Consider the following 20,317-nt stretch of genomic DNA (forward strand, 5'->3'; position numbering starts at 1 on the left):
AGAATAGGGCATTTGTGTGGAATACACTTTACGTAGTAAAGTATAGTGTGCTATACTTTTGAAAAAGTAGCCTACATTTATATGTAAGCTGTATGGGAAAAAGTAGTTATTTTTTACGTAGTAATGTTACGTTGCTTTAATAAGATTTCAACAAGAGATTTATTTTACAACTTTATATGCTCTTCATGTATTTCATACGCCCAGTTATCTATCATCCTGGTTTCCTCATTGAAGTTAATGCCCAGTAGTATAATGGCTTTTTGCCTGAGTAAATAAGGTTTATAGTAGCCGTTTGATTTGATTTGTTCTAAAGCTATTTTCCCGGTAGATCTATACTTTATCTCTATAATATAAATGGCTGTTTCTGATTCTAAAACGATATCCGATCTCCCTTGGCTAGAAGCGGACTCACTATGCATATGCATTTTTCTCCCACCTAAAAATCCCAGCCCTTGCAGTAACATATGTAAATTACTGTGGTATTGTTTTTCTTGCTTGGTATCTATATAATAGGGCAGTGTGGCAAAGGCTGTATTGATATATTCTATAAACATTTCAATTTTTTTGTCAGCTAGTGCCTTTCTAATTTTATCTCGCTCTTGTAAAAAATAATCTTTTACACTCTTTTCTAAACTGGACTTGATACTTTTCTGGAAGGAGGCTTCTATTTCTTTATTGGGAAACTTTAATGTATATAGATCAGTAGATTCATCATAATTGTCAATAGTGAGATATCCGGTTTGAAACATCAGAGATTTTAAACTAATCTCATTCCTACTTTCTGTATACATTAAGTCATCTCTGGTAGCTTCTATTTGGAGATTATTTACCTGAAGATCAAACCTGTCAGGATCTGCTAACATTTGGTTAATGAGTAAACTTGGACTACCGGATTCGTACCAGTAGTTTGCTAATTCTCCAGTATTTAAAAACTTTAATGTAGACCAAGGATTATATACACTTATACCATCTTGGTGGAATTTATATCCATTGTAATAGGTTGCTATGTGGCGCATAACTTCTAGATCGGTTATGTTTTTATCCGCTTTTTTGCCCCATTGTACACCAATGGTATGTATGTTATCTGAAAAAGTATATACAATCTCTTCTTGCGTATATCCAAACATGGCATCTGCATCTTTGGCAATAGTAATATCGTTTAAATGATTGGCCCCTGAAAATATATCCGATAAACTAAACTTACTAACACCTGTGATAAAGGTGAGTTGAAAATATTTGTTGAGGGATTTTAAAGTCATAAAGAAATCTTTCATCACTTTGATATTGGCCTTTTCTAGGTCAGAACCTTTGGTTAGGTGAACTATGGACGCGTCATATTCGTCTATCAATACTACTATTTTGGATTCATAATCATTCCCTAATTTAGTCATATCTTTAACTAAATTAGACAGTTTTGTTTTGAGAACCTGTCCAGTAAGTGTCAACTTGTGTGATGAAGCAACACACGTAAGTAAATCTTCTAAGGATAATTCAAGTAAATCAGGTGTGTTATTGTTTAACACTGAAAGGTCTAAATTAATAACTGGATATTTCTTCCACTGATAGCCATTTTCTTTTTTGCCTATATGATAATCTTTAAACACTTCTTGCTCTCCACTACATATAGTATCTAGTGTATCAATAAACAGTGATTTCCCAAATCTACGAGGCCGGGCTATAAATACAGGGTTTTCTTTTTCTATTAGCTCTTGAGCATAGCGGGTTTTATCTACATAGTAGCCTGTTCGGATAACCCTTTCAACATCTGAATAGCCAATAGGAAGTGCATTAATCTTACGCATCATTTTATCTTTTTTGATTTGTTTTTCGTTCTCTTTCGTTGATTTCATATTCTATCATACTTTTCCAAGCCAACCGATCTTGTTCTGCTGCGATAGAAATCCGGTCAACTTTAGTTAAAGTAGAAGCCTTCTCTCGTAATTTTACAGCTTTTTCTTTAAGTTTTGTTGAGGCAATAATATTTTTTTGCAGCAAATTATAAGCTGCTAGCCGTTCATTGACCTTAAGACCAGCTGCATCATCATCTAATAGATACTGAATTTCTTTATTATTGGCTAGTAACTCATCGGCTTCTCTTTGATAAGCGTCTGCTAGGAGTAACTGTTTGGTATGGGCATATTCCCCGACCGTACGATCATATTGAATTGATTTTTCGATGTCCTTATTAAGTTTTTTCAAATCGGTATATTTTCCATTTGCTGCTTTGATACCTACTAATTTACCTGTATTTTTCAGGGATCTATTCACTGAATGAATGGTTTGTTTTTCTCTTGCACAGCTATATTTCATGTTCTTTTTGAGTTTATGGGTATATTTTGTTTCCGGTATATATCGAGCAGGGTTAAAACTAATACCTAATAAATCTTCTGTTTGACCTAAGATCATTTTTTTAAAGCTCATATTCTTGAGTCTTTTACCTAAGTTAACCGCATCTCTTACCGCTCTACCAGCCTTTTCTATGGCTCTTTTGGTTTCCATAGCGGTCCTGGCACTATCCCTGATTTTATCAAAAGTGCTTTGTTCTGTTTTTGCAATCGTTTTAAGAAGGTCTACCTGTTTGTCTTGCTTGCCAAATAGTTTTTTTATGGTGCTACCAAATGGTATATAATCTAACGTACTATTCACCACATCTTTCAGGGTCTCTTTGGCTTTATCCCATGTATCTCCTGCATAAGCTACGGTAGCGGTTGATAGAAAGACTAGCCATAAATATCTTTTAAAACTCATCTGTTTTTTAATTGTTTTCCTACACAAACATATACCTCTCTACCCTTATGCAGTTTAAAGAACTTGGTTTTAGTTACATCTTTAATGAATTGGGTAGCCATTTTACTTATTTCACTGGCTAAGCCTGAATCAGCTTGATCGGTGATCATATCCAAAACTTTATGACTGTTGTTTTCAATAATCGGATTAACCCCTTCACAGAAGAGACCAGGTAAGAAATCGGTATCGTAACAAGCTAAAGAGGCCGGGAAGGTCCGATCTAGATACTGGGCTACATGGATGGCTATTAATATTCTATTTTTAGCAAATTTGGCTTTCCCATATAAAACTGTACCCGCTGGTAACACGGTATCATTAATGATACAATTTTCTTCTAGTTTAAGGATTACAGAACTTTCGTCTGTTACCTTTTGATTTTCATCTAAGTGGGCACGGTAGAAGGTATTTAATATTTCTTCTTGTGGGTTATCTTGATAGGAAATAAAACCTTGGCTTGGTGTGGTTCGAACAGTAGTTTTTTTAGGTAATTTCGTGAACATAGATTTCTTTTTTTTAGGCTTTTTAGGTTTTGCTAAAGGTGTTAGGTTAAAGAGACCAGCCAGTGACGAGATCCCTTTTCTAGAAGTTTTTTTCAGGAGCGATTCTTTTTTACCAGATAGTTCTTCATCATACTCGTCAAGTAATGTTTTGGCATCATTCTTTTTAACCTCTTGAAAATCTGGAACTTTTACGTTTACAGGATTAAAATTTTCTATTTTGTGTTTTCCCACAAAGACCTTTCCAAAGGTTACAATAGCACCAATGACAACCAGTAATAGATATTTACGCTACCATAGTAGGGTGCTTCTAAAAGCAGACGCGCAGGTATAGATAAGTTCACCAAGCGACTACCAGATTGCTCAATAAAACCCACTAAGAGTTTTCGATTAATAGATGTAGTATAGCGCGGTAAGACGTATACAAACATTTTACTGCTATAAGCGGGTATGACTCGATCTTCTAAGCCATATATAGGAAAGACGAGTTTTCTGCTTTTTTTACTGTTGTAGTGCTGAAAGTTGGTTTCAAATAGTTCAAAGGTTAGACCTGTTTTGTTCTCCAAATATACTTTTAGATAGGTATACTCCTCATCATGAAATAGATTAGTAAGGATAAGGTCATAGTACCTGGTATGCTTGCCTATATTAAAATAGGTTTGCTCCATCGATCGAATCTGTTTTATTTTTTGTAATACCTGATGGTCTAATGTAGGATGGGGGCTAGCCTCTTCTTCTCCTTTGCTTGTAAAATCATAGACTTCTTGCGGTTTATGGGTTGCACGCAATAGACCGTTAAAGACCTTATTACCTTGCTTAAAGGTAACCACTATAGAAGTAGCACTTGTACCTGGTTTGGTAGCCCGCAATAAAACCATGTTTTGGTTGATATTAGCGATATAATCTTTATTGGGCATGATGACCTCTTTAATAGCCTCATCAAACAATAGCATCGAGGAAAATCGATGCGCAACTTCTATCTCCTCTAAAGGACTATAACTGGTTATTTTTTCTGCCGCTTGAGCAGTCAAACAAAAAAGACAACTTATTAGTAGGCTACGTATTATCTTGCACATATTCACGCTTATTTTTAGGGTCAACAAAAGTAAAATCAGTAATGAGTAATCCATAGGGATTTTCTTTGCTTCTGTGCGTTGTTTTCACTTTAAAATAAACCCCTCCGGGTAGTTCTTTATGATCTAGGCCGCTAAGCTTTTTGCCTTCTAGCCCTAAGAACTGCAAAGTAGTTGTATAAAAAGCTACTACTTCGTAAGGATAATCCATCAGATTGGTCTCTATCTGTTCAACTGACAAGATGGATATACCGTTATAGCTTTTATATACCTGAAATACCTCCTCTTCGTTGTATTTACTTTTTAGAAAAAGACCACTTTTTTTATCCATAACCTGTAAACAAGCCAGTAAGTTACCTTGATAGGTATATTCATTATGCTCAAAAGCATTTTTTAGAAACTGCATGGTAAAATTTTCTATTTCAAAGGGTTCTCGCCGAATGGATTGTTTTCTTTTCCCGCTACAATAGCTTCCTTCTGGCGTTACAAAATAGGTTAAGTCACTGTTTATAGCACCGACCCATTTGGCAGCAAAGAAACAAGTTAAGCCCGTTAAAATAGCAACAACCCCTATACATAAATATTGTATACGCCCGATCAGCCTACTGAGCTTATAGCTATTGAATGCATTTACGTTAACCATTTTTATTGAAACTCTCTTTTTTAAGTTTATAAATCTGTTTACCAGTTGCTACGATTTGATGTATGGCAAAGCTGGTTACGGTGGTAAAGATCATGCCGCCCATCATCTCTCCTATGTATAATCCTGTAATGGTACCTACAATTAAATACATCGCTACTAATGCTACAGACCCTATTAAGTTTAACATATCGCATCCCGCTACCGTTTTGATATTTAACTGAATAATGCTTAGGTCTATTAACGCCATGGTAAAACCCCACATAAAGAAAGAGAGGTGCAAGCTAAACCAATTGGCAGCTATTTTTTGATACCTACCTGGTAAAGCACTCATAGCAATGGCTAGTGGTCCTATTTGGGTAGAAAAAACAAGTAAATAACCCCTTATGGCGTGCATTACCCCTCTGGAAAACATTTGTAAAAAGCCCAATACAAGATTTTTGATTTTATTGAGTATTGATTGAATGATATAGTTACCTGATCCCCAAAACCCATCTGCTTGATTGGTTTCCAGGTTTGCTTTTTGTGCTTCTAAGTATTTTTGCATCGCTTGATTCAAACCCAATTCGTCTATTAACGCACTGGTTATATGATCTAATACTTGATTGATCTCTTCGAAATGGCACAGCAATAGTGCCAATACCATCCCTTTGGCGATATTCTCTATAATGGCTGCTTTACTACTGACTTCATTTAATCCATCTTTGATGTATCGCACGCAAAAATCAATACTTATAAAGGTAGGCAGTAAGAATAGCGCAATCTCTGTTGTGGTCTTTGTAACTTGCCGCATAACACTCCAAACTTCACTAGAAACATAGTGCACAGATAGATATTCCATGGCTATTTAGCTTGTAGTTTGCGTTGTCCGTCTACCCACTCAGCAATCCCTAATCGATCATCTCCTTTCGCTTGAATCAGCCTGGTAATAGCGTTTCTTTCATCTGGCCTAGAGGTGAGTAGTGCATGTTCCCAAAGTGATGTGTGCAGCAGCCATATGTTAGCCTCTCCCATTTCTTTGATAAAAACTTCTCTATATCCACTTGACCCATTTTTTCGTCTTAAGCTTTCATATTTTTCCCTTTCAAAGGGAGTCATGCCTATAAATGCTCCAATATCTTCCCTACTCGATTTTTTCTCATTGTAAAGCAGTATAAAAGTAGAGGCATTGTTTTTCATCGCACCAGCTATTTTAGAGGCTTTGATTTCATCTATGTTTTGGGTAATGATCCGAATGGAAGTTTTGGTTTTTCTGCCTTTTCTAAAAAAGGCTTCAATGTTTTCTTCGGCATAGTCATCTAACATCGTCCACCCTTCTTCAATGTCAATAAATTTAGCTACGTCAGGATATTGGGCAACCATTTCAAAGGCAAACTCAAATAGCACTTGTACGACAAGGGGATAAAGTTTAGGATTGTTTTTGATTGCTTCTAACTCAAAACAAATGAGTTTATGGTCTTCTAAATAGACCTGCTCGTAGGAATTAAAATGCGCTTTATAGATCCCATGGGCAAAAGGATGGAGTACAATGAAAAATTCATGAAATGGGAACAATCTATCACCAGTTAATCTTTGAATCTGTTTGTCTTTCTGATCTACTAGTTGTTTGAGATAGTTATAAAATCCAGTTAAGCTCGGTACAGAGGCCTTATCTAGAGTAGCATAATAGCCTGGTATCCATTCAAATAGCAGCGCTTTCTCTACTTCACTCATGGGATTTGCATTTAAATCTCCCTTCCATATTTTTCCAATCAGTTGTACCAAAAAAGTTACTTTATTGATATCTGGCTTAAATAAGCCATCTGCTTCAGGTTTGATCAGAAATGGATTTAAATGGAGTGGTGTTTCGGCATTGTATTCGATGTATTTCCCGCCTAATATTTGAAAAAGTCTTCTATAGGTACCTCCACTATCTATTACAATCACTATATGACCTGCTTGAAACCGATCCTTAATCATTTTTCCATTAAAAAAAGATTTACCAGATCCAGAAGGACCAAAAACAAAAGCATTTTGGTTGTCTAAGTCGAGATTAAATGGATCATAATAGATGGGTGTTTCTTGTCTACTCGCCAGTAGTATACCACTATCACTACTGCTTCTAGGCGTAATCATATTGAAATAGGCCAGTGCAGTTTTAAGTGCCATCGGTTGACCCCGGTAAAGCTGATGGCCATTGCCGGGTATCGCTGAAAAATATAGATTAACGGTATCATAGTCCTCTACGAAAGGGGCGATATCTAGTGTTTTAAATACTTTTTTAACCTTTTCAATGTTATCAGCTAATTGTCTTGGATCTACTTCATAAAGGATAACCAGATAGTTCAAGGTTACGATCACTTCTTCTTGTGTTCTAATGGCTGATTCAAAGGCAATCAACGCTTCCATATCTTGGTTTACATTACGAATGGCTCGGCCACTGCGTTTAGTCGCTTGGCTCCATTCTAATGCTTTGGTACGGCTTTGTAAAAAATCTTCTGTATTTTGAATGGCAATGGCTTGTACAACAATATGGGGACAGTCCATATAGTGGCTTAACGCCCAGGTAAAAGGTACGGTTACCCCTCCCCCATTGCCTAACCCGTTTTTACTGGTGTAGTCTGGTTTACTCGATTGGCTTTGCATCGATACAATCGCTACCTGCTTATTACCAATTTTAAAAAATCCTTTTTGATTGGTCAGGCCATGCTCTAAACCATCTATGGTGCCACTAAAATCTAAGTTGAGCCAGGCATAAAGCAAGTTAATATTATCTGATGCAGTCAACTGTCTATAGTGCCAACCATCTGGAAAGGCAGATTCTAACTCTAGGCTACATTTTTTTACTTGATCTATTGTTTTATTGAGTTCTGCCAGTGGATGTTTAAAGCAACCTTTCCCACAAGAAAAAGTAGTCGTATGCGGCTCTATGCTATGGGTAGTAAGCCTACATATGACGAATAGATAGGTTACATGGTTTAAAAAAATATGTCCATTATAGTGTTCAATCTGCTTTTGATGAAAAAAGTTGTAGTCATTTTGAGTTTCTATATAAAATGTTTTATTGGAATAGCTATCTAATTGTTGTATAACAGTTCCAATAGGAAATTTTCGAATGGTCTGGGCTAGGGTATCTATACAATTTTTATAGGTTCCCTCTCCTACCCCTTCATCAGGAAATAAACTCAATTGATAGCCTATGGCTACCGCTCCATCTTCCAAAATGATGGACCCATCTTGAAATTCAGTAATGGGTAGATAGTTTTCTATATATTTTTCTTGTAACACAGTTTACTGTTTTTTGCGTTCATATACTTCGGTTGCTTGAAATGAAAAGCCATCCAAGAAAACAAATAGGTGGGATTTTGGCTTTTTCTAGTAGATCTTAATAGGAGCAATAGTAGAAAACATGAAGCAGGACCGGTTAACATCCATAGCTTACTGATCTTAAAGATTTTATTTAAAACCATTAACCCAAAGAGAGAGACCATGCTAAAGAGTACCAGTAGTAATGCTTCATGGGTATAAAGAGGACCTATCATCCCTCTTTTTTCTATGCTTTTATTAACGATCATTATTGATTACCAAACATATCCATAATTTCTGAAATGATAGAAGAGCAGACAAAGAAAAAGAAAATGCCTACTATCCACCAGATGGCATAGCTCATTGCTTCCTTTTTATCCCTGCTACTGATAAATTTTGCCGCTACCATCAATCCTGTAACGGTGGCTGCAATAATAAATATGGTGTTGGTAATACTGCCGGTCCAATCTTTTAATTCTTCTAAATTGTCATGTAATGCCATAGATTGTTAATGTTTTAAATCAGATATAAGGTTTTTTCGCATCTCCTTATAGAAATGAATATCGATAGCCGCTAACTGCTCCCTAATATTTTCGATAGTTATTGGTAAATGGCTAAATAATTTAGGCTCCTTATCCACTTCATTAAGGAATTCAGTTATCGTTTTTGGGTTCTCATCACGCCAAGTAGGTATGTATTTGTTTTCGAAGAAAACAAAACTATTCCTTATGGCAGAGTTTGCTAGGGATAATATTTCAGAGGCACGTACAGCCCCTTCAAAACGAGCTTGATTTTCTTTTAAGAATGAATCATAGTCTTTAGCGATTGATGCTATTTTGGTTTTTTCTTTTTTCTGCTTTAGTAGGTTCTTCATTTTAGCAAGAATTTGTTTAGACGCTTTGATGGTTTTATCTCTGATATCTGGGTCTGTTGTAGTGTAAATTAAATCCGAAAGTAATGTTTTATATTCGTTGATCTTGGATGCTAATATGGACAATATTATACTAGAAATATCTACCTGAAGTTTTTCTTTTCGACCACCTGGATGGATGATAGAGAAACCTACTATTGGCCTGCCAGATAGATTTTCAATAGCTGGGGAGCAACCTATGTAGGTAGTGCCTCCTTGTAACTTTAATGGTCTAGTAAGTTCATGACTACTTGACGCATCATGTAGGCTACCTGTTACCCCACCTTCAAAATGCCAATCTTCTATAATCCATGCTTCATCACCTATTAAATGGTTACCACCTAACGTTAACGCAATATTTTCATTACAGATAATCTGAGCAAAAAATACCCTATCTTGAAGTGGATAATCAGTATTTTCTAATGAAACGGTAGTGGTACGTAGTTTACTATTAGAATGATCTTCACTTAATGGCTTTAAAGTTTCTGAAAACTTTGTTTCTTCTTCTTGAATCGATTTTTGTATAGCTTTTTTGTGCCAAATATATAACCCGTAGGTTGCTAATTTATGGCTAGATTCAGGTGCCTCATTGCCATACTTATCTATCAATAAGGTGTCTAAGGTAATTGTACAATGGCCACTATCTTCATCAACCGCTGGTATAAAAAATAATGGATAGCCATCATCCTTATAGACAAAATCATGTCCATCCCCTAATAGATCTCGATTTTCTGTTTCTAAGTGCCCTGAGATGCCTTCTATAGATATCTTTTTAATCCTGAAGCCCATACCATTATTTTTTATATGTTCATTTTCAGATGTAAACAATATATGTATAGGAATCCTTTGATCTTCAAAATATCCTGTCTGGTTGTCTGACCTAAGTGAAACGGTATAACTCGGTGTCTGTCTTGATAAGTCTTGTTGAGCTCCCCTATGGAAAAAACAAGCTTGCAAAGTGTTCAAAATGATCACTAAAAATAGTTTGAATAAATAAAATAATGGATGCATCATTTGAGTATTTATTGAAGGTTTTGATAATTAAGATTTATTTAATATTTTTATGTTAAAATGGGTTTGTATAAATATTTATTTTGTATGTAATACCTACATAATTAAATGGGTTAGTTTATAGGTTGTACTGTAAGAAAAGACCCACTAATAATCCGCTAGTTCCTTTATCTTTAAAAAACCCAATACAAGGACCTATTCCTATACCAATAGTCCATTTTGATTGAAATAAAAAGTATAATGGAGCCCTAAGGTTACTCTGATATCCCACCCATTCCGATTTGGCAATCCAAAAATAATAGCCTGATAAGGACCATATTCTATAATAGGTCCTAGAGACAAACTGATGTAATGGTGCGCATTTATAGCACAAAGTGTATATAAAAACGAGGGTGCAATGACCCATCGCATATGTTTTTTATAGTTAAATTTAACAGGTGAAATACCTCCACTTAAGTGCAAGGCTATCGATGGACTCAGATGCCCATGATAATAGATACCATAACACATCTGATGATCCGGCATTCTATGCCAAACTAGACCTACAGATTTACAACCTTCTGTATGTCTTAAAAATGGTGATTTAACTTCTTTTACATGACTAACTGTGTAACTAGTATGATTTCCTAAATCTTCTTTGCCCTGCAAAGGAGTATAAAACATTAAAAGCAGTATAAATATTTTGCGAAAGTATTGCATATTTATAAAAATTTATGAATTATACAAAACTTTTTTGATAAAAGCAATAGATTTAAAATTATTTTTTATATTTTTATGAATGAACCAAAATATTTCTATAGTATTTGCTTTTTTGATAGGCTATCAGCTGTTCTTTTACCTACATCTACTCTATTTAAATGATATAGCCCTTATACCTGATGCATTGGCTACACTCCTATCTTATTGTATAGCTGTGCAACATAACTGGATGGTGAATAGCCTATACGTACTATGCTTACTCCATTATCAATATGATAAAGTCATTAGGTTGATGGAAAGACTTAAACAAAAATGGCACTTTAACAGTTTGTTAATATTAGGTTGGGCGGTGCTTTTCTGTTGTTATGTAATGTATTACCCTATATTTTGGGTAAAAGGGAATTTCCATATCTGGTTATATCCCCTACTTTTTTTATTAGTTACCTGTGTAATCTCATTGGATAACGATAAAGGGCATTCCCAACTGATCAATCCCACTAAGACGCAAAACAGAGAAAAGAATATCACATTACCTGCAGATAATGGACAATTACCCATTAATAATCCACAAAGGGGGATATACATTTTAGGAAACCAAGGTAGTGGCAAGACGCGCTATGTATTGGAGCCTATATTATACGCATTGATAAAAAAAGGTTATGCTGGAATCATCTATGATTATGACTTTGAAGGAAGACCCACTGCACTTGATCACAACTACTGTCTTACAAAGTTCGCTTTTAACTGTTTTTTACAGTTCTGCGATCCTACTACATTTCAATTCCATAGCATCAATTTTACCTCTCTTAGACATAGTATACGCGTCAACCCTATTGCACCAAGATATATTCTAAACAGGGCCTACTTAGAGGAATACACCAGTGTACTATTACATAACCTGGTTCCGGATAAAAAAGATGATTTTTGGAACCTAAGTACCAAAACATTGCTAAAAGGGATGATTGTTTTTTTGGCTAATAGAAGACCTCGGTGTTGTACCTTACCGCATGTTTTAGTACTGGCTACCAAACCTATTGCTAGCATATTTAAACTGATTGAAAAAGATGACGAAGCAGCTAGTTACGCTAGTTCTATATTGGATGCTTTTAAGGGTGGAGAAAAAACAGCGGGGCAGCTGGTAGGTGTTATAGCTACCTTTAAAACGAACTTGCAAATCCTTTTAAATAAAGATTTATTTTGGGTATTAAGCGGGGATGATTTAGACTTAACGATCAATGATAGCGGGAAACCAACGATCCTGTGTATAGGTAATCATCCATCTGCTAAATCTGCCTTCTCACCGGTTATCTCGCTATTGCTAACGGTTTGCTTTAAAGCTATGTATGGCCATAATAGAACCAAAAGTTTTGTAGCCATAGATGAGTTGCCCACATTGTTTATTCCAGGGTTAGCAGAATTACCGGCTACTGCTAGAAAATATGGCATCAGCACAGTGGCTTGCCTGCAATCTAATGCACAGTTAGAACATACCTACGGTAGCATAGGAGCTAAACGTATACAGGATACCTTCGTCAATAAGATTATTGGTAATGTAGAAGGAGCTTCTGCTGACTGGGCTAGTCACCTAATGGGCAAAAAGGAAAAAAAAGTAGCTTCTTCTTCTTCCTCAACTAGTCATTACCAAAGTGGTCGTACAGAAACAGCTGGAGAAGGCATCCATCTACAAGAAAAACCTATTCTTTCCCCGCAAGATTTTATGGAATTTAAAGTGGGAGAGTTTGCTGGAAGGGTAGTTGAAAGCAATCAAGCCTTCTTCAAATACAAGTTGAAGAAGGTAAATAGTTTTGATAAAAAGTTTGAAAATCACAAACTAAAGAATTTGAAAGAGTGCTATCAATATGTGGATATTGAGCAAAATTTTAAAAAAATACACCAAGAGATAGATGTTTTAATAGATAGGCGTTCATAAGACACCGTAACTACATAATGCTCTTAAGCTGAGAACGAGATAGACCGGTTAACCGAAGAACGGCTCTGTCCACTTATTAAGTGTCGTACGTTTGTATTATAGGATTATGTTAATTAAAGAGCTGGAATAAGGTTGCTTAAGTGCTGGTATTAGATGCCGTTTTACACGTTGCGCCCCCAGCTCTTTTCATCTTAAAAACTGAATAGTTCGTTGGCCCTTAGCGCCCATGTTTGCGACGATAGTTTATAAGATGAGTCAATTTAGTATAAACTTCTAATAATATGAAATATATAGGCATTGATATATCAAAAAGCAGCTTTGTAGCTGCTTTTTCTCAAGGTGAAGGATTTACTACGTCTAAATATACAAATGATTTAAATGGGATTAATCTATTTTTAGCTCAACTTGATAGATCCTTTCATCACTGTGTTTTAGAAGCCACTGGCAATTATGGCGCTTTATTAGTAGAAGATGCTTATAGCAGCTGAGCTAGCTGTTTCAGTTGTTAATCCAAGGCAAATCAAACACTTTGTTAAGGCAATGCATCATATAACTAAAACCGATAAGGTAGATGCGCAACTTATTGCTTTATATGGTGCTAAGATGGAACCTAAATCCTACCAAATGCCTGTAGCCAGTATCCAAGCCTTAAAGCAACAAAAAACACTTCTTTCACAGTTGAAAAAACAACTGACGATGTCTTATAATTTGTTAGAGTCTTTTAGTGTGTTGCCTAAAACAGATGCTGTAACCTTAAAAGTGATCAATCAAAATATAGCTTCTTTAGAAGCACAAATAGCATTCTTAGAACAAGAAATGCTTACTATTACACAGGAACGCTGTAAAGAACTCTATACACAGATCAGTTCTATTAAAGGTCTTGGCAATAGAACGACTATGGAGCTTATCGTTGCCACTGGTGGCGGTCACCATTTTGAAAGTGCTAAGCAGTTCTCTAAATACATTGGGTTAGCGCCTACCTATGAACATTCAGGCTCATCTATAAGAAAAAAAGGCCATATTAATCGTCATGGAAACTCCCAATTACGTTCTTTGCTCTATGTGGCGTCTTGGTCAGCTATACGCTTTAATAAGGCCTGTAAGGACTTTTATGAGTGGTTAAAAGAAAGGGGTAAGCCTAGTAAAGTGGCACTGATTGCAGTAGCTAACAAGCTTATTAGACAAGTATTTGCTATTATGCGCGACAATACTTTTTATGTAGATGGCCATGTATCTAAACTAAAGGTCAGCTCTTAGCCTGCCTAAAGAGGAAAGATAATAATTTATAATTTGATTATGAATATAAATTAAAAATATAACAGTTATGATGTGGACTTATGGATAACTTTATCAAGTTATCCATAAATCCACATCGCAATCAAAATAAACCTTAACAACCAAATATTTTTATCACAAAAAATTTGCTTATTAACATAGTTCGTGTAAATTATTTTTTAGATTTTATATTTCTGTAAATAATACCACTGAAAACGAAAGACTCTTCTGCTCACTTGAATACTAAATTGGTAGGTAGTGCGTTAAGGAAATTGGGGTTTGATAGGGTCAAGCGAAGGACAAATAGAGGGTCTTTATATGGGTATTGCGTTGAGTTTATTGACTCGTAAAGGTGTGTTTATAACTGATTTTATTTGCTTTTTAATAAAAATTTTTTGAAAATTGCATAAATGTTTTTGTGTATCACACATTTCTTAAAAATTAATTAATAAAAATAAACATATGTTAAATAAAAAGTTCGTTCTTTGCTATACATTAACGTTAGCTGGGTGTAATACCATGAACCAAAGTCATAATATGTTTCGACCTAGTCAAGGTATGTATCATGCACTTGAAAGTGATAGTAAGGTAATAAGTAGAGGTGAAAGTATTAAGAATAAATTAAAAAAGAATGATAAGAATTTCTTGATTGATATTATTAAGTTTAATGCTAAATCAATTAAAGAAAAGTATGACCGTATTGGTGCAGATGATATGCATATTTTTACATTTCGTCAAACACTTATGCAAGGTGCTGTTCCTAATGCTAATATTACAGATAGCGACATTCAAAGTTTGTTCGATGCTGTTTCTTCTAATAATGAATCAAATATTAACGAAATTTCAGATCGTATTGCCACTTCTATGTTGAAGGCGTTTGAAGGACCAATATTCGGTTCGGGTCCTATATTTAAAGACTATCGACCTTTGTTTGATAAAATTAAATGTTACTTAGCTAATCTAAATAAGGGTGACTTGATTTCTGCTATTAAAAACTATACCAATGGTCTTAATAAAAAGCCTGAATATAAAGATCAACATGAACTTGATAATGATACTAAGATTTCGTTATTTCATTTCGTGCTGCGATTATAGACCCTATTTTCCCTAAGAATAGCAGTATAGATACATGTAGTCAAAATTCGTTAAATATTCCTAAAGTTAATATTACAGATAACGATATCCAAGGTTTACTGGATGCTTGCTCTTCTAATAATGAATCAAATATTAACGAAATTTCAGATCGTATTGCTACTTCTATGTTGTATGCTTTTAATGCATTAAACTCTCAATTTGTACATCTTAAGATTAAATATTCATTGGAAGATAAAGATAAGAATACCGTTATTTCTGATATTGTAACTTATGCTTTGCATCTCAATAAAAAACTTGATAATAAGGAGCAACACAAGCTTGATAATAGTACTAAGGTTGGATTATTTCGTGCTGTGATTATAAATCCTATTGTTCCTAACTCTAATATTTCAGATAAAGCAATTCAAGATTTATTGGATACTGTTGGTACTAATGGCAATGATCAATTTTACGAAGTTGCTAATTTTATTGCCCAAGCTATGTTGAATGGCTTTCATAAATAGTGACTTTCATAAATTATGAAGTTACACAGTGGAGATTAGGTTTATCGAGGTAGGTAGGCCCTCACGGGCTTTCCTCCTCACACCACGAGTCTTTCATTCTAAGTGTCATACGTTTGTATTATACGATTATCTTAATTAAAGATCTGGAATAAGGTCGCTCAAGTGCTGGTATTAGATTCCGTTTTACACGTTCCGCCCCCAGCTCTTTTCATCTTAAAAACTGAATAGCTCATTGGCCCTTAGAGCCCGTGTTTGCGACGATAGTTTATAAGATGAGTCAATTTAGTATAAACTTCTAATAATATGAAATATAGGCATTTATATATCAAAAAGCAGCTTTGTAGTTGCTCTTTCCTAATCTATTCGTTAAAATAACATCACCAGGCTGTTTATCGGTCAAATCATAAGTAGCATAGGTCACTAAAACCGACTTCCTTAAAAAAGCAATACCGCATTCTACTACCTCTTTTACATGGGGATATTGAAATAGTTCGTTTTAATTTGATTGCCACGTGTTATATGCCTAATATCTAAGAAAAAAGATTTAAACCTCATAAAATCGTCCTTTCTGGCTGCACTAAAAACGTGTCATGAGGATTGCCACTTTTTTCATTCATTATAGTTAGTTGTGTGCTTCTTTAAACCCTGAGGTAGATAAAAACCCTAAATTGATTCAGTTAAAAATAGATCAATGTATGACATTAACTTGCATTTGTATGTTCTTTTTTATATGAATTTACCTTATATTATGCAAATCTTTCGCAATCAAATAAAGTTAACATATTAGACTACATTTACCTAATATAGTCATATACATTTATATTATATGTGCACATAAATCCATATTGCCATTTGTTAAAAAATGGCATAATCCACCAAATAAATAACCTAACGCTTACTAAATCAAAAAACCACATGTTAATGCATGCAAAAGATGACCATGAGAATACTTTCCTGCATTGGGCAGCAGTCACTAATGATACAGATTACCTTAAAAAACTGCTTAAGATTGAAGGCATTAACGTAAATGCAAAAAATAAATATGGTGACACCTCACTGCATTTTGCAGCATGTGAAGGTAATGTAGAACATATTCAACTGTTATTGAAAATAAAAGAAATTAATGTCAATATTAAAAATAAGGATGGTGATACTGGACTGCATTTGGCAGTATATGCAAATCATTTAAATATTGTTCAAGTATTATTGGACCAACCTTTTATTAACGTAAATAGTAAAGGCAAAGATGGCTTGACGCCACTTCATTTAGCAACCAATGACGGTCATGTAGAGGCCGTTGAACTATTATTGAATACAATAGGCATTGATATCAACGCCAGAGATAAAGATGATAATACGCCCTTACATTTAGCGGCATACGGTGGAAAAATAGAAGTAGTACAACTTCTACTGGAGCATAAATCTTTAAATATCAATGCAAAAAACAAATACAGCAGTACTGCGTTGCATTTGGCAACTTGTCAGGCGCACTTAGAAGTGTCTAAAATATTACTTAAAACAAAAGGTATTGATGTACGCATTAAAAATCAGTATGACCAAACGCCTGTTGATATAGCCAAATGGTCTTTTTACCATGAATATGTTGATCAATTACGTCAGTCATATGCATAGAAACGGTATGCACTAATAAAATACAAATGTATATTTATGAACCTATTCAGACAACTGATTTATGGTTAAAAAATATAACTGAGAAGGCTTAAAAAAGAATTTGCTTGCAGTCCTTTTCTAGGCTGTAAACCAGACAAAATATTCGATGAATCTTTTATACACGACCTTTTAAAGACCGCCAAGTTGATCATAAAGTATCTAAATTTATAAGCAACCGCCTACAGAAGAAAAGTTCCTTTCATGAAATACATCAATCTACCAAGAGGGTCATTTGCTATTGAAATTAGATTAACCATCTATGGTACATTGTTTTTTTTAGCTTTACGTTTTCTAAGGAATTCATCTCTATACTTAACTGAATCTGGTCTACTTTCAATTTTTTTTCCTTTTAGAAATGCAGCCACAGCCTGATACAAGAACTCTTTTTGAGTCATGTTTTTCCAATAACAATAATCTTGAATCTTCTCAATCATATTGACTGGTAAAACTGTGAGTATTTTTCGTGTCTCAATGCTTTTATCAGTAGCAGTTGCATTACCTTGATCCCCTTCTTCTTTCATTTTTTATTGTGTTTTGGTTGAAATTGAAGTAACCAGATCTAAATCTGATTTAGAAATTGTTTCTTAGTATACAATCAGCAAACATACCATATATATGCATACATATGAATATAATCAAACAATTAATACAAACAAAGCAGTCTCTCTTTAAAAGCCCCAACACAGGGGTTTATCTAAAATCTAAACAGATTATACTACCTAGTCGACCCTGAAGTATTATTATGAGCTAGGGATTATACTATATTTTAATATGATAATCAGCATAAATAAAAATTTATTTTACAGAGTTTATTCCATATATATTTATATATAACAACTTAACAATGAATAATACTGGTTATCAATGTGTTTATATATTGTATATTAATAAAACTAGATAAAATACTTGTTTAGTAGATGCACATATTAATGAATTAAGTAATATTAAATATCTGTACTAGAGTAAAGAAATGGTTCGACAACTTAAAATTAAGCACACCTGATGCTGTTGATTACTCATACTACCGCAACTGGTTAACTTTATTCTTCATTGTTTACCCATTCCCTTCTCATCCCACCGTACGTTCAGTTTTCCCGAATACGGCGGCCCGACAGTCTTCTTCATAAACCTTACGCAAGTCTCTCAGGATACTTGATCATGCCACTATCAATGTAAAACATGCCCATTGTGTAGAGTTTGCTATTGGGATATCTTTTCCACCCAAAACCTCGGCCTTTGCTTCTATGGGTCAAGTATCTGCGAAATCGGTTATTGATAAAGCTCTGCAATTTCCGAAAAGCTTCACTGGCATTCGTATGTTTAAAATAGTTTACCCATCCTAATACTACTGGTTTGATTTGCTCCGTGAATGCCACCGGTTTGATTGGTGCTCTCCTACAAGTCAAATATTTTAATCTGTTACGAATATTTTGCTGGGATCGTTTTGATGGAGACACATAGATGGTATTTCTTCCACTTATTCGACTTTGTCTTTTTACAAAGTTAAAACCTATGAAGTTAAACCCTTCTGTTAGTTTCGTTATATGTGTCTTTTGGTGGTTAATAGTGAGCGATAATCTCTTGGCTAATTCTGTGAATCTTTCCAGCGCTAACTTGGCACTCTTGCGACATACTAGAATTACATCATCACAATATCTGTGTAAGGTTGCGTTTAGTTTTTCTGGATAGCTCCTTGAATGCCATACTTGGTCTATAACATTTAGGTATATATTACTATACAATGGTGAAACCGGAGAACCCTGAGGAACACCAACTTTCTTCTTGCTTATAGCTTTACCGTGTATAACCACTGAGGTCGTGAGAGTTTGCTTGATTATATGCAACATACTGCCATCTGCTATTCTTTTACTAATCAGTTTTAATAACTTTTCGTGTGGAATACTTGTGAAGTATGATTGAAAATCTATCTCAACTACTCCCCATGCCTGCTGGTATAGATCGTCATGGATGGCCATACTTGCTTGTTTGGCGCCTCGTTTCGGTCTATAGCCGTATGAACATTCATGAAAATCAGCTTCGAAGATCGGTTCAATGACTATTTTAATGGCTGTCAGCACTATGCGGTCTTCTATGGTCGTTATCTCTAGGGGGCGTGTGCCGCCTTTGGGTTTAGGTATTTCTACCAACCTGCTTGAGCTAAACTTATATAGCTTGGCGCATAATTGCTTTTGCAATTTATTGATAATCAATTCTTCACCTGCTTCTATTATATCATTTATGCTTTTACCATCAATCCCTGCTGAACCCTGGTTCGACTTGACTTGACGCCATGCCTCCCAAAGTACATCTGATCGATATATTTTATCGTATAGACTATAAAATCTGACTTCCTTACTTTGCTTGGATTTAAGATATAGAGTTCTTTGGAGTTGCCGAACTTTTTGTGTTCCGTTCATAGCGTTTTTGCAATCAGACATTCTCAACTCTTTTAAACTCGTTAACTGAAGTAGGGTCCCTTCCCTCTTGACTGGTTTCTCAATCAATACTAACGGTACTATAAACCCCGCGGACTTCTGATATGACCCCTATTGACTTCGCTTTACTTATACAATAAAGTTTCCAGTGGCCTACTGGATTCATATCAGATCTCCCGACCTACGATGTGATACATTCATAGCGTGCAACCCCTATCACCCCGGCACTTGTAAGATGGATATGATCTATTTTTTTTTCCATCCTACTATCAGCCTTCCTGCTCTGACTAGGCAGTCGGCAAGTGCTCTTTAATTATTAACGAGGCTAATTTGGGTTCACTTTTGTTGCAGCCCGCTATTTTGCAGATTATTAAAGGTAACTTAGGCCTGTAAGTCGCCTCACAAACCCAACCTCCTGCTAGACTCTCGAAATAGACAAATTAGAGTCTGGGGACTTTCACCCCATTTGTTTCACACCTGTACCGGCGTGCAATCAGATAAAAAAT

18 protein-coding genes are annotated in these 20,317 nt (G+C 35.1%); 6 read left to right on the forward strand and 12 right to left on the reverse strand.

The window, feature by feature from the left end:
• Positions 1-164: 164 nt before the first annotated feature.
• From ACOALF_RS00235 to ACOALF_RS00280, 10 genes are all read right to left on the reverse strand, one after another.
• The gene (locus ACOALF_RS00235; protein WP_419241463.1) at positions 165-1,850 is read right to left on the reverse strand and encodes an AAA family ATPase; all 1,686 of its coding nucleotides are present in this window, start codon (positions 1,848-1,850) and stop codon (positions 165-167) included.
• Entirely contained in the window at positions 1,807-2,748 is a 942-nt protein-coding gene (locus tag ACOALF_RS00240; protein ID WP_419241464.1) for a hypothetical protein, read from the reverse strand. The genes ACOALF_RS00235 and ACOALF_RS00240 overlap by 44 nt, the downstream gene beginning before the upstream one ends.
• Positions 2,745-3,518: a conjugative transposon protein TraM gene (traM, locus tag ACOALF_RS00245; protein WP_419241465.1), complete on the reverse strand. Its 774-nt coding sequence runs from the start codon at positions 3,516-3,518 to the stop codon at positions 2,745-2,747. Before traM ends, ACOALF_RS00240 begins: the two co-directional genes overlap by 4 nt.
• Positions 3,519-3,535: 17 nt before the next feature.
• Positions 3,536-4,360, reverse strand: coding sequence for a DUF4138 domain-containing protein (locus ACOALF_RS00250; protein ID WP_419241466.1), 825 nt, complete (start codon positions 4,358-4,360; stop codon positions 3,536-3,538).
• On the reverse strand, positions 4,341-5,000 hold the full coding sequence (locus ACOALF_RS00255) for a hypothetical protein (RefSeq protein WP_419241467.1): 660 nt from the start codon (positions 4,998-5,000) through the stop codon (positions 4,341-4,343). Before ACOALF_RS00255 ends, ACOALF_RS00250 begins: the two co-directional genes overlap by 20 nt.
• Positions 4,993-5,838 carry a hypothetical protein gene (locus ACOALF_RS00260; RefSeq protein ID WP_419241468.1) on the reverse strand — a complete coding sequence of 282 codons (846 nt, stop codon included), beginning with the start codon at positions 5,836-5,838 and terminating at the stop codon, positions 4,993-4,995. The genes ACOALF_RS00255 and ACOALF_RS00260 overlap by 8 nt, the downstream gene beginning before the upstream one ends.
• A 2-nt stretch (positions 5,839-5,840) precedes the next feature.
• Positions 5,841-8,264, reverse strand: a complete 2,424-nt coding sequence (locus ACOALF_RS00265; RefSeq protein WP_419241469.1) for a VirB4 family type IV secretion system protein — start codon at positions 8,262-8,264, stop codon at positions 5,841-5,843.
• A gap of 286 nt (positions 8,265-8,550) precedes the next feature.
• Positions 8,551-8,784, reverse strand: coding sequence for a hypothetical protein (locus ACOALF_RS00270; protein WP_419241470.1), 234 nt, complete (start codon positions 8,782-8,784; stop codon positions 8,551-8,553).
• Positions 8,785-8,790: 6 nt separating this feature from the next.
• Positions 8,791-10,206 (reverse strand): hypothetical protein, encoded by a 1,416-nt coding sequence (locus ACOALF_RS00275; protein WP_419241471.1) that lies wholly within the window; start codon positions 10,204-10,206, stop codon positions 8,791-8,793.
• Between the two features lie 198 nt (positions 10,207-10,404).
• Positions 10,405-10,902 carry a hypothetical protein gene (locus ACOALF_RS00280; protein ID WP_419241472.1) on the reverse strand — a complete coding sequence of 166 codons (498 nt, stop codon included), beginning with the start codon at positions 10,900-10,902 and terminating at the stop codon, positions 10,405-10,407.
• 79 nt (positions 10,903-10,981) lie between these two features.
• On the opposite strand from ACOALF_RS00280, the gene ACOALF_RS00285 reads away from it, so the two are divergent.
• The 6 genes from ACOALF_RS00285 to ACOALF_RS00310 all read left to right on the forward strand — a co-directional run bounded on the left by ACOALF_RS00285 (position 10,982) and on the right by ACOALF_RS00310 (position 17,337).
• Entirely contained in the window at positions 10,982-12,832 is a 1,851-nt protein-coding gene (locus tag ACOALF_RS00285; RefSeq protein WP_419241473.1) for a type IV secretory system conjugative DNA transfer family protein, read from the forward strand.
• A 281-nt stretch (positions 12,833-13,113) separates the two neighbouring features.
• Positions 13,114-13,320, forward strand: coding sequence for a hypothetical protein (locus tag ACOALF_RS00290; protein WP_419241474.1), 207 nt, complete (start codon positions 13,114-13,116; stop codon positions 13,318-13,320).
• The gene (locus tag ACOALF_RS00295) at positions 13,304-14,089 is read left to right on the forward strand and encodes an IS110 family transposase (protein ID WP_419241475.1); all 786 of its coding nucleotides are present in this window, start codon (positions 13,304-13,306) and stop codon (positions 14,087-14,089) included. Before ACOALF_RS00290 ends, ACOALF_RS00295 begins: the two co-directional genes overlap by 17 nt.
• 480 nt (positions 14,090-14,569) lie before the next feature.
• On the forward strand, positions 14,570-15,202 hold the full coding sequence (locus ACOALF_RS00300; RefSeq protein ID WP_419241476.1) for a hypothetical protein: 633 nt from the start codon (positions 14,570-14,572) through the stop codon (positions 15,200-15,202).
• A 164-nt stretch (positions 15,203-15,366) separates the two neighbouring features.
• Positions 15,367-15,705, forward strand: a complete 339-nt coding sequence (locus ACOALF_RS00305; RefSeq protein ID WP_419241477.1) for a hypothetical protein — start codon at positions 15,367-15,369, stop codon at positions 15,703-15,705.
• Positions 15,706-16,626: 921 nt separating this feature from the next.
• Positions 16,627-17,337, forward strand: a complete 711-nt coding sequence (locus ACOALF_RS00310) for an ankyrin repeat domain-containing protein (protein ID WP_419241478.1) — start codon at positions 16,627-16,629, stop codon at positions 17,335-17,337.
• A 296-nt stretch (positions 17,338-17,633) separates the two neighbouring features.
• Here ACOALF_RS00310 and ACOALF_RS00315 read toward each other — a convergent pair whose 3' ends face one another.
• Positions 17,634-17,897, reverse strand: a complete 264-nt coding sequence (locus tag ACOALF_RS00315) for a hypothetical protein (protein ID WP_419241479.1) — start codon at positions 17,895-17,897, stop codon at positions 17,634-17,636.
• Between the two features lie 609 nt (positions 17,898-18,506).
• Positions 18,507-19,793: a group II intron reverse transcriptase/maturase gene (gene ltrA / locus ACOALF_RS00320; RefSeq protein ID WP_419241480.1), complete on the reverse strand. Its 1,287-nt coding sequence runs from the start codon at positions 19,791-19,793 to the stop codon at positions 18,507-18,509.
• Between the last annotated feature and the right edge of the window lie 524 nt (positions 19,794-20,317).

It is taken from the genome of Cardinium endosymbiont of Nabis limbatus (assembly GCF_965196625.1).
Classification (GTDB): domain Bacteria; phylum Bacteroidota; class Bacteroidia; order Cytophagales; family Amoebophilaceae; genus Cardinium.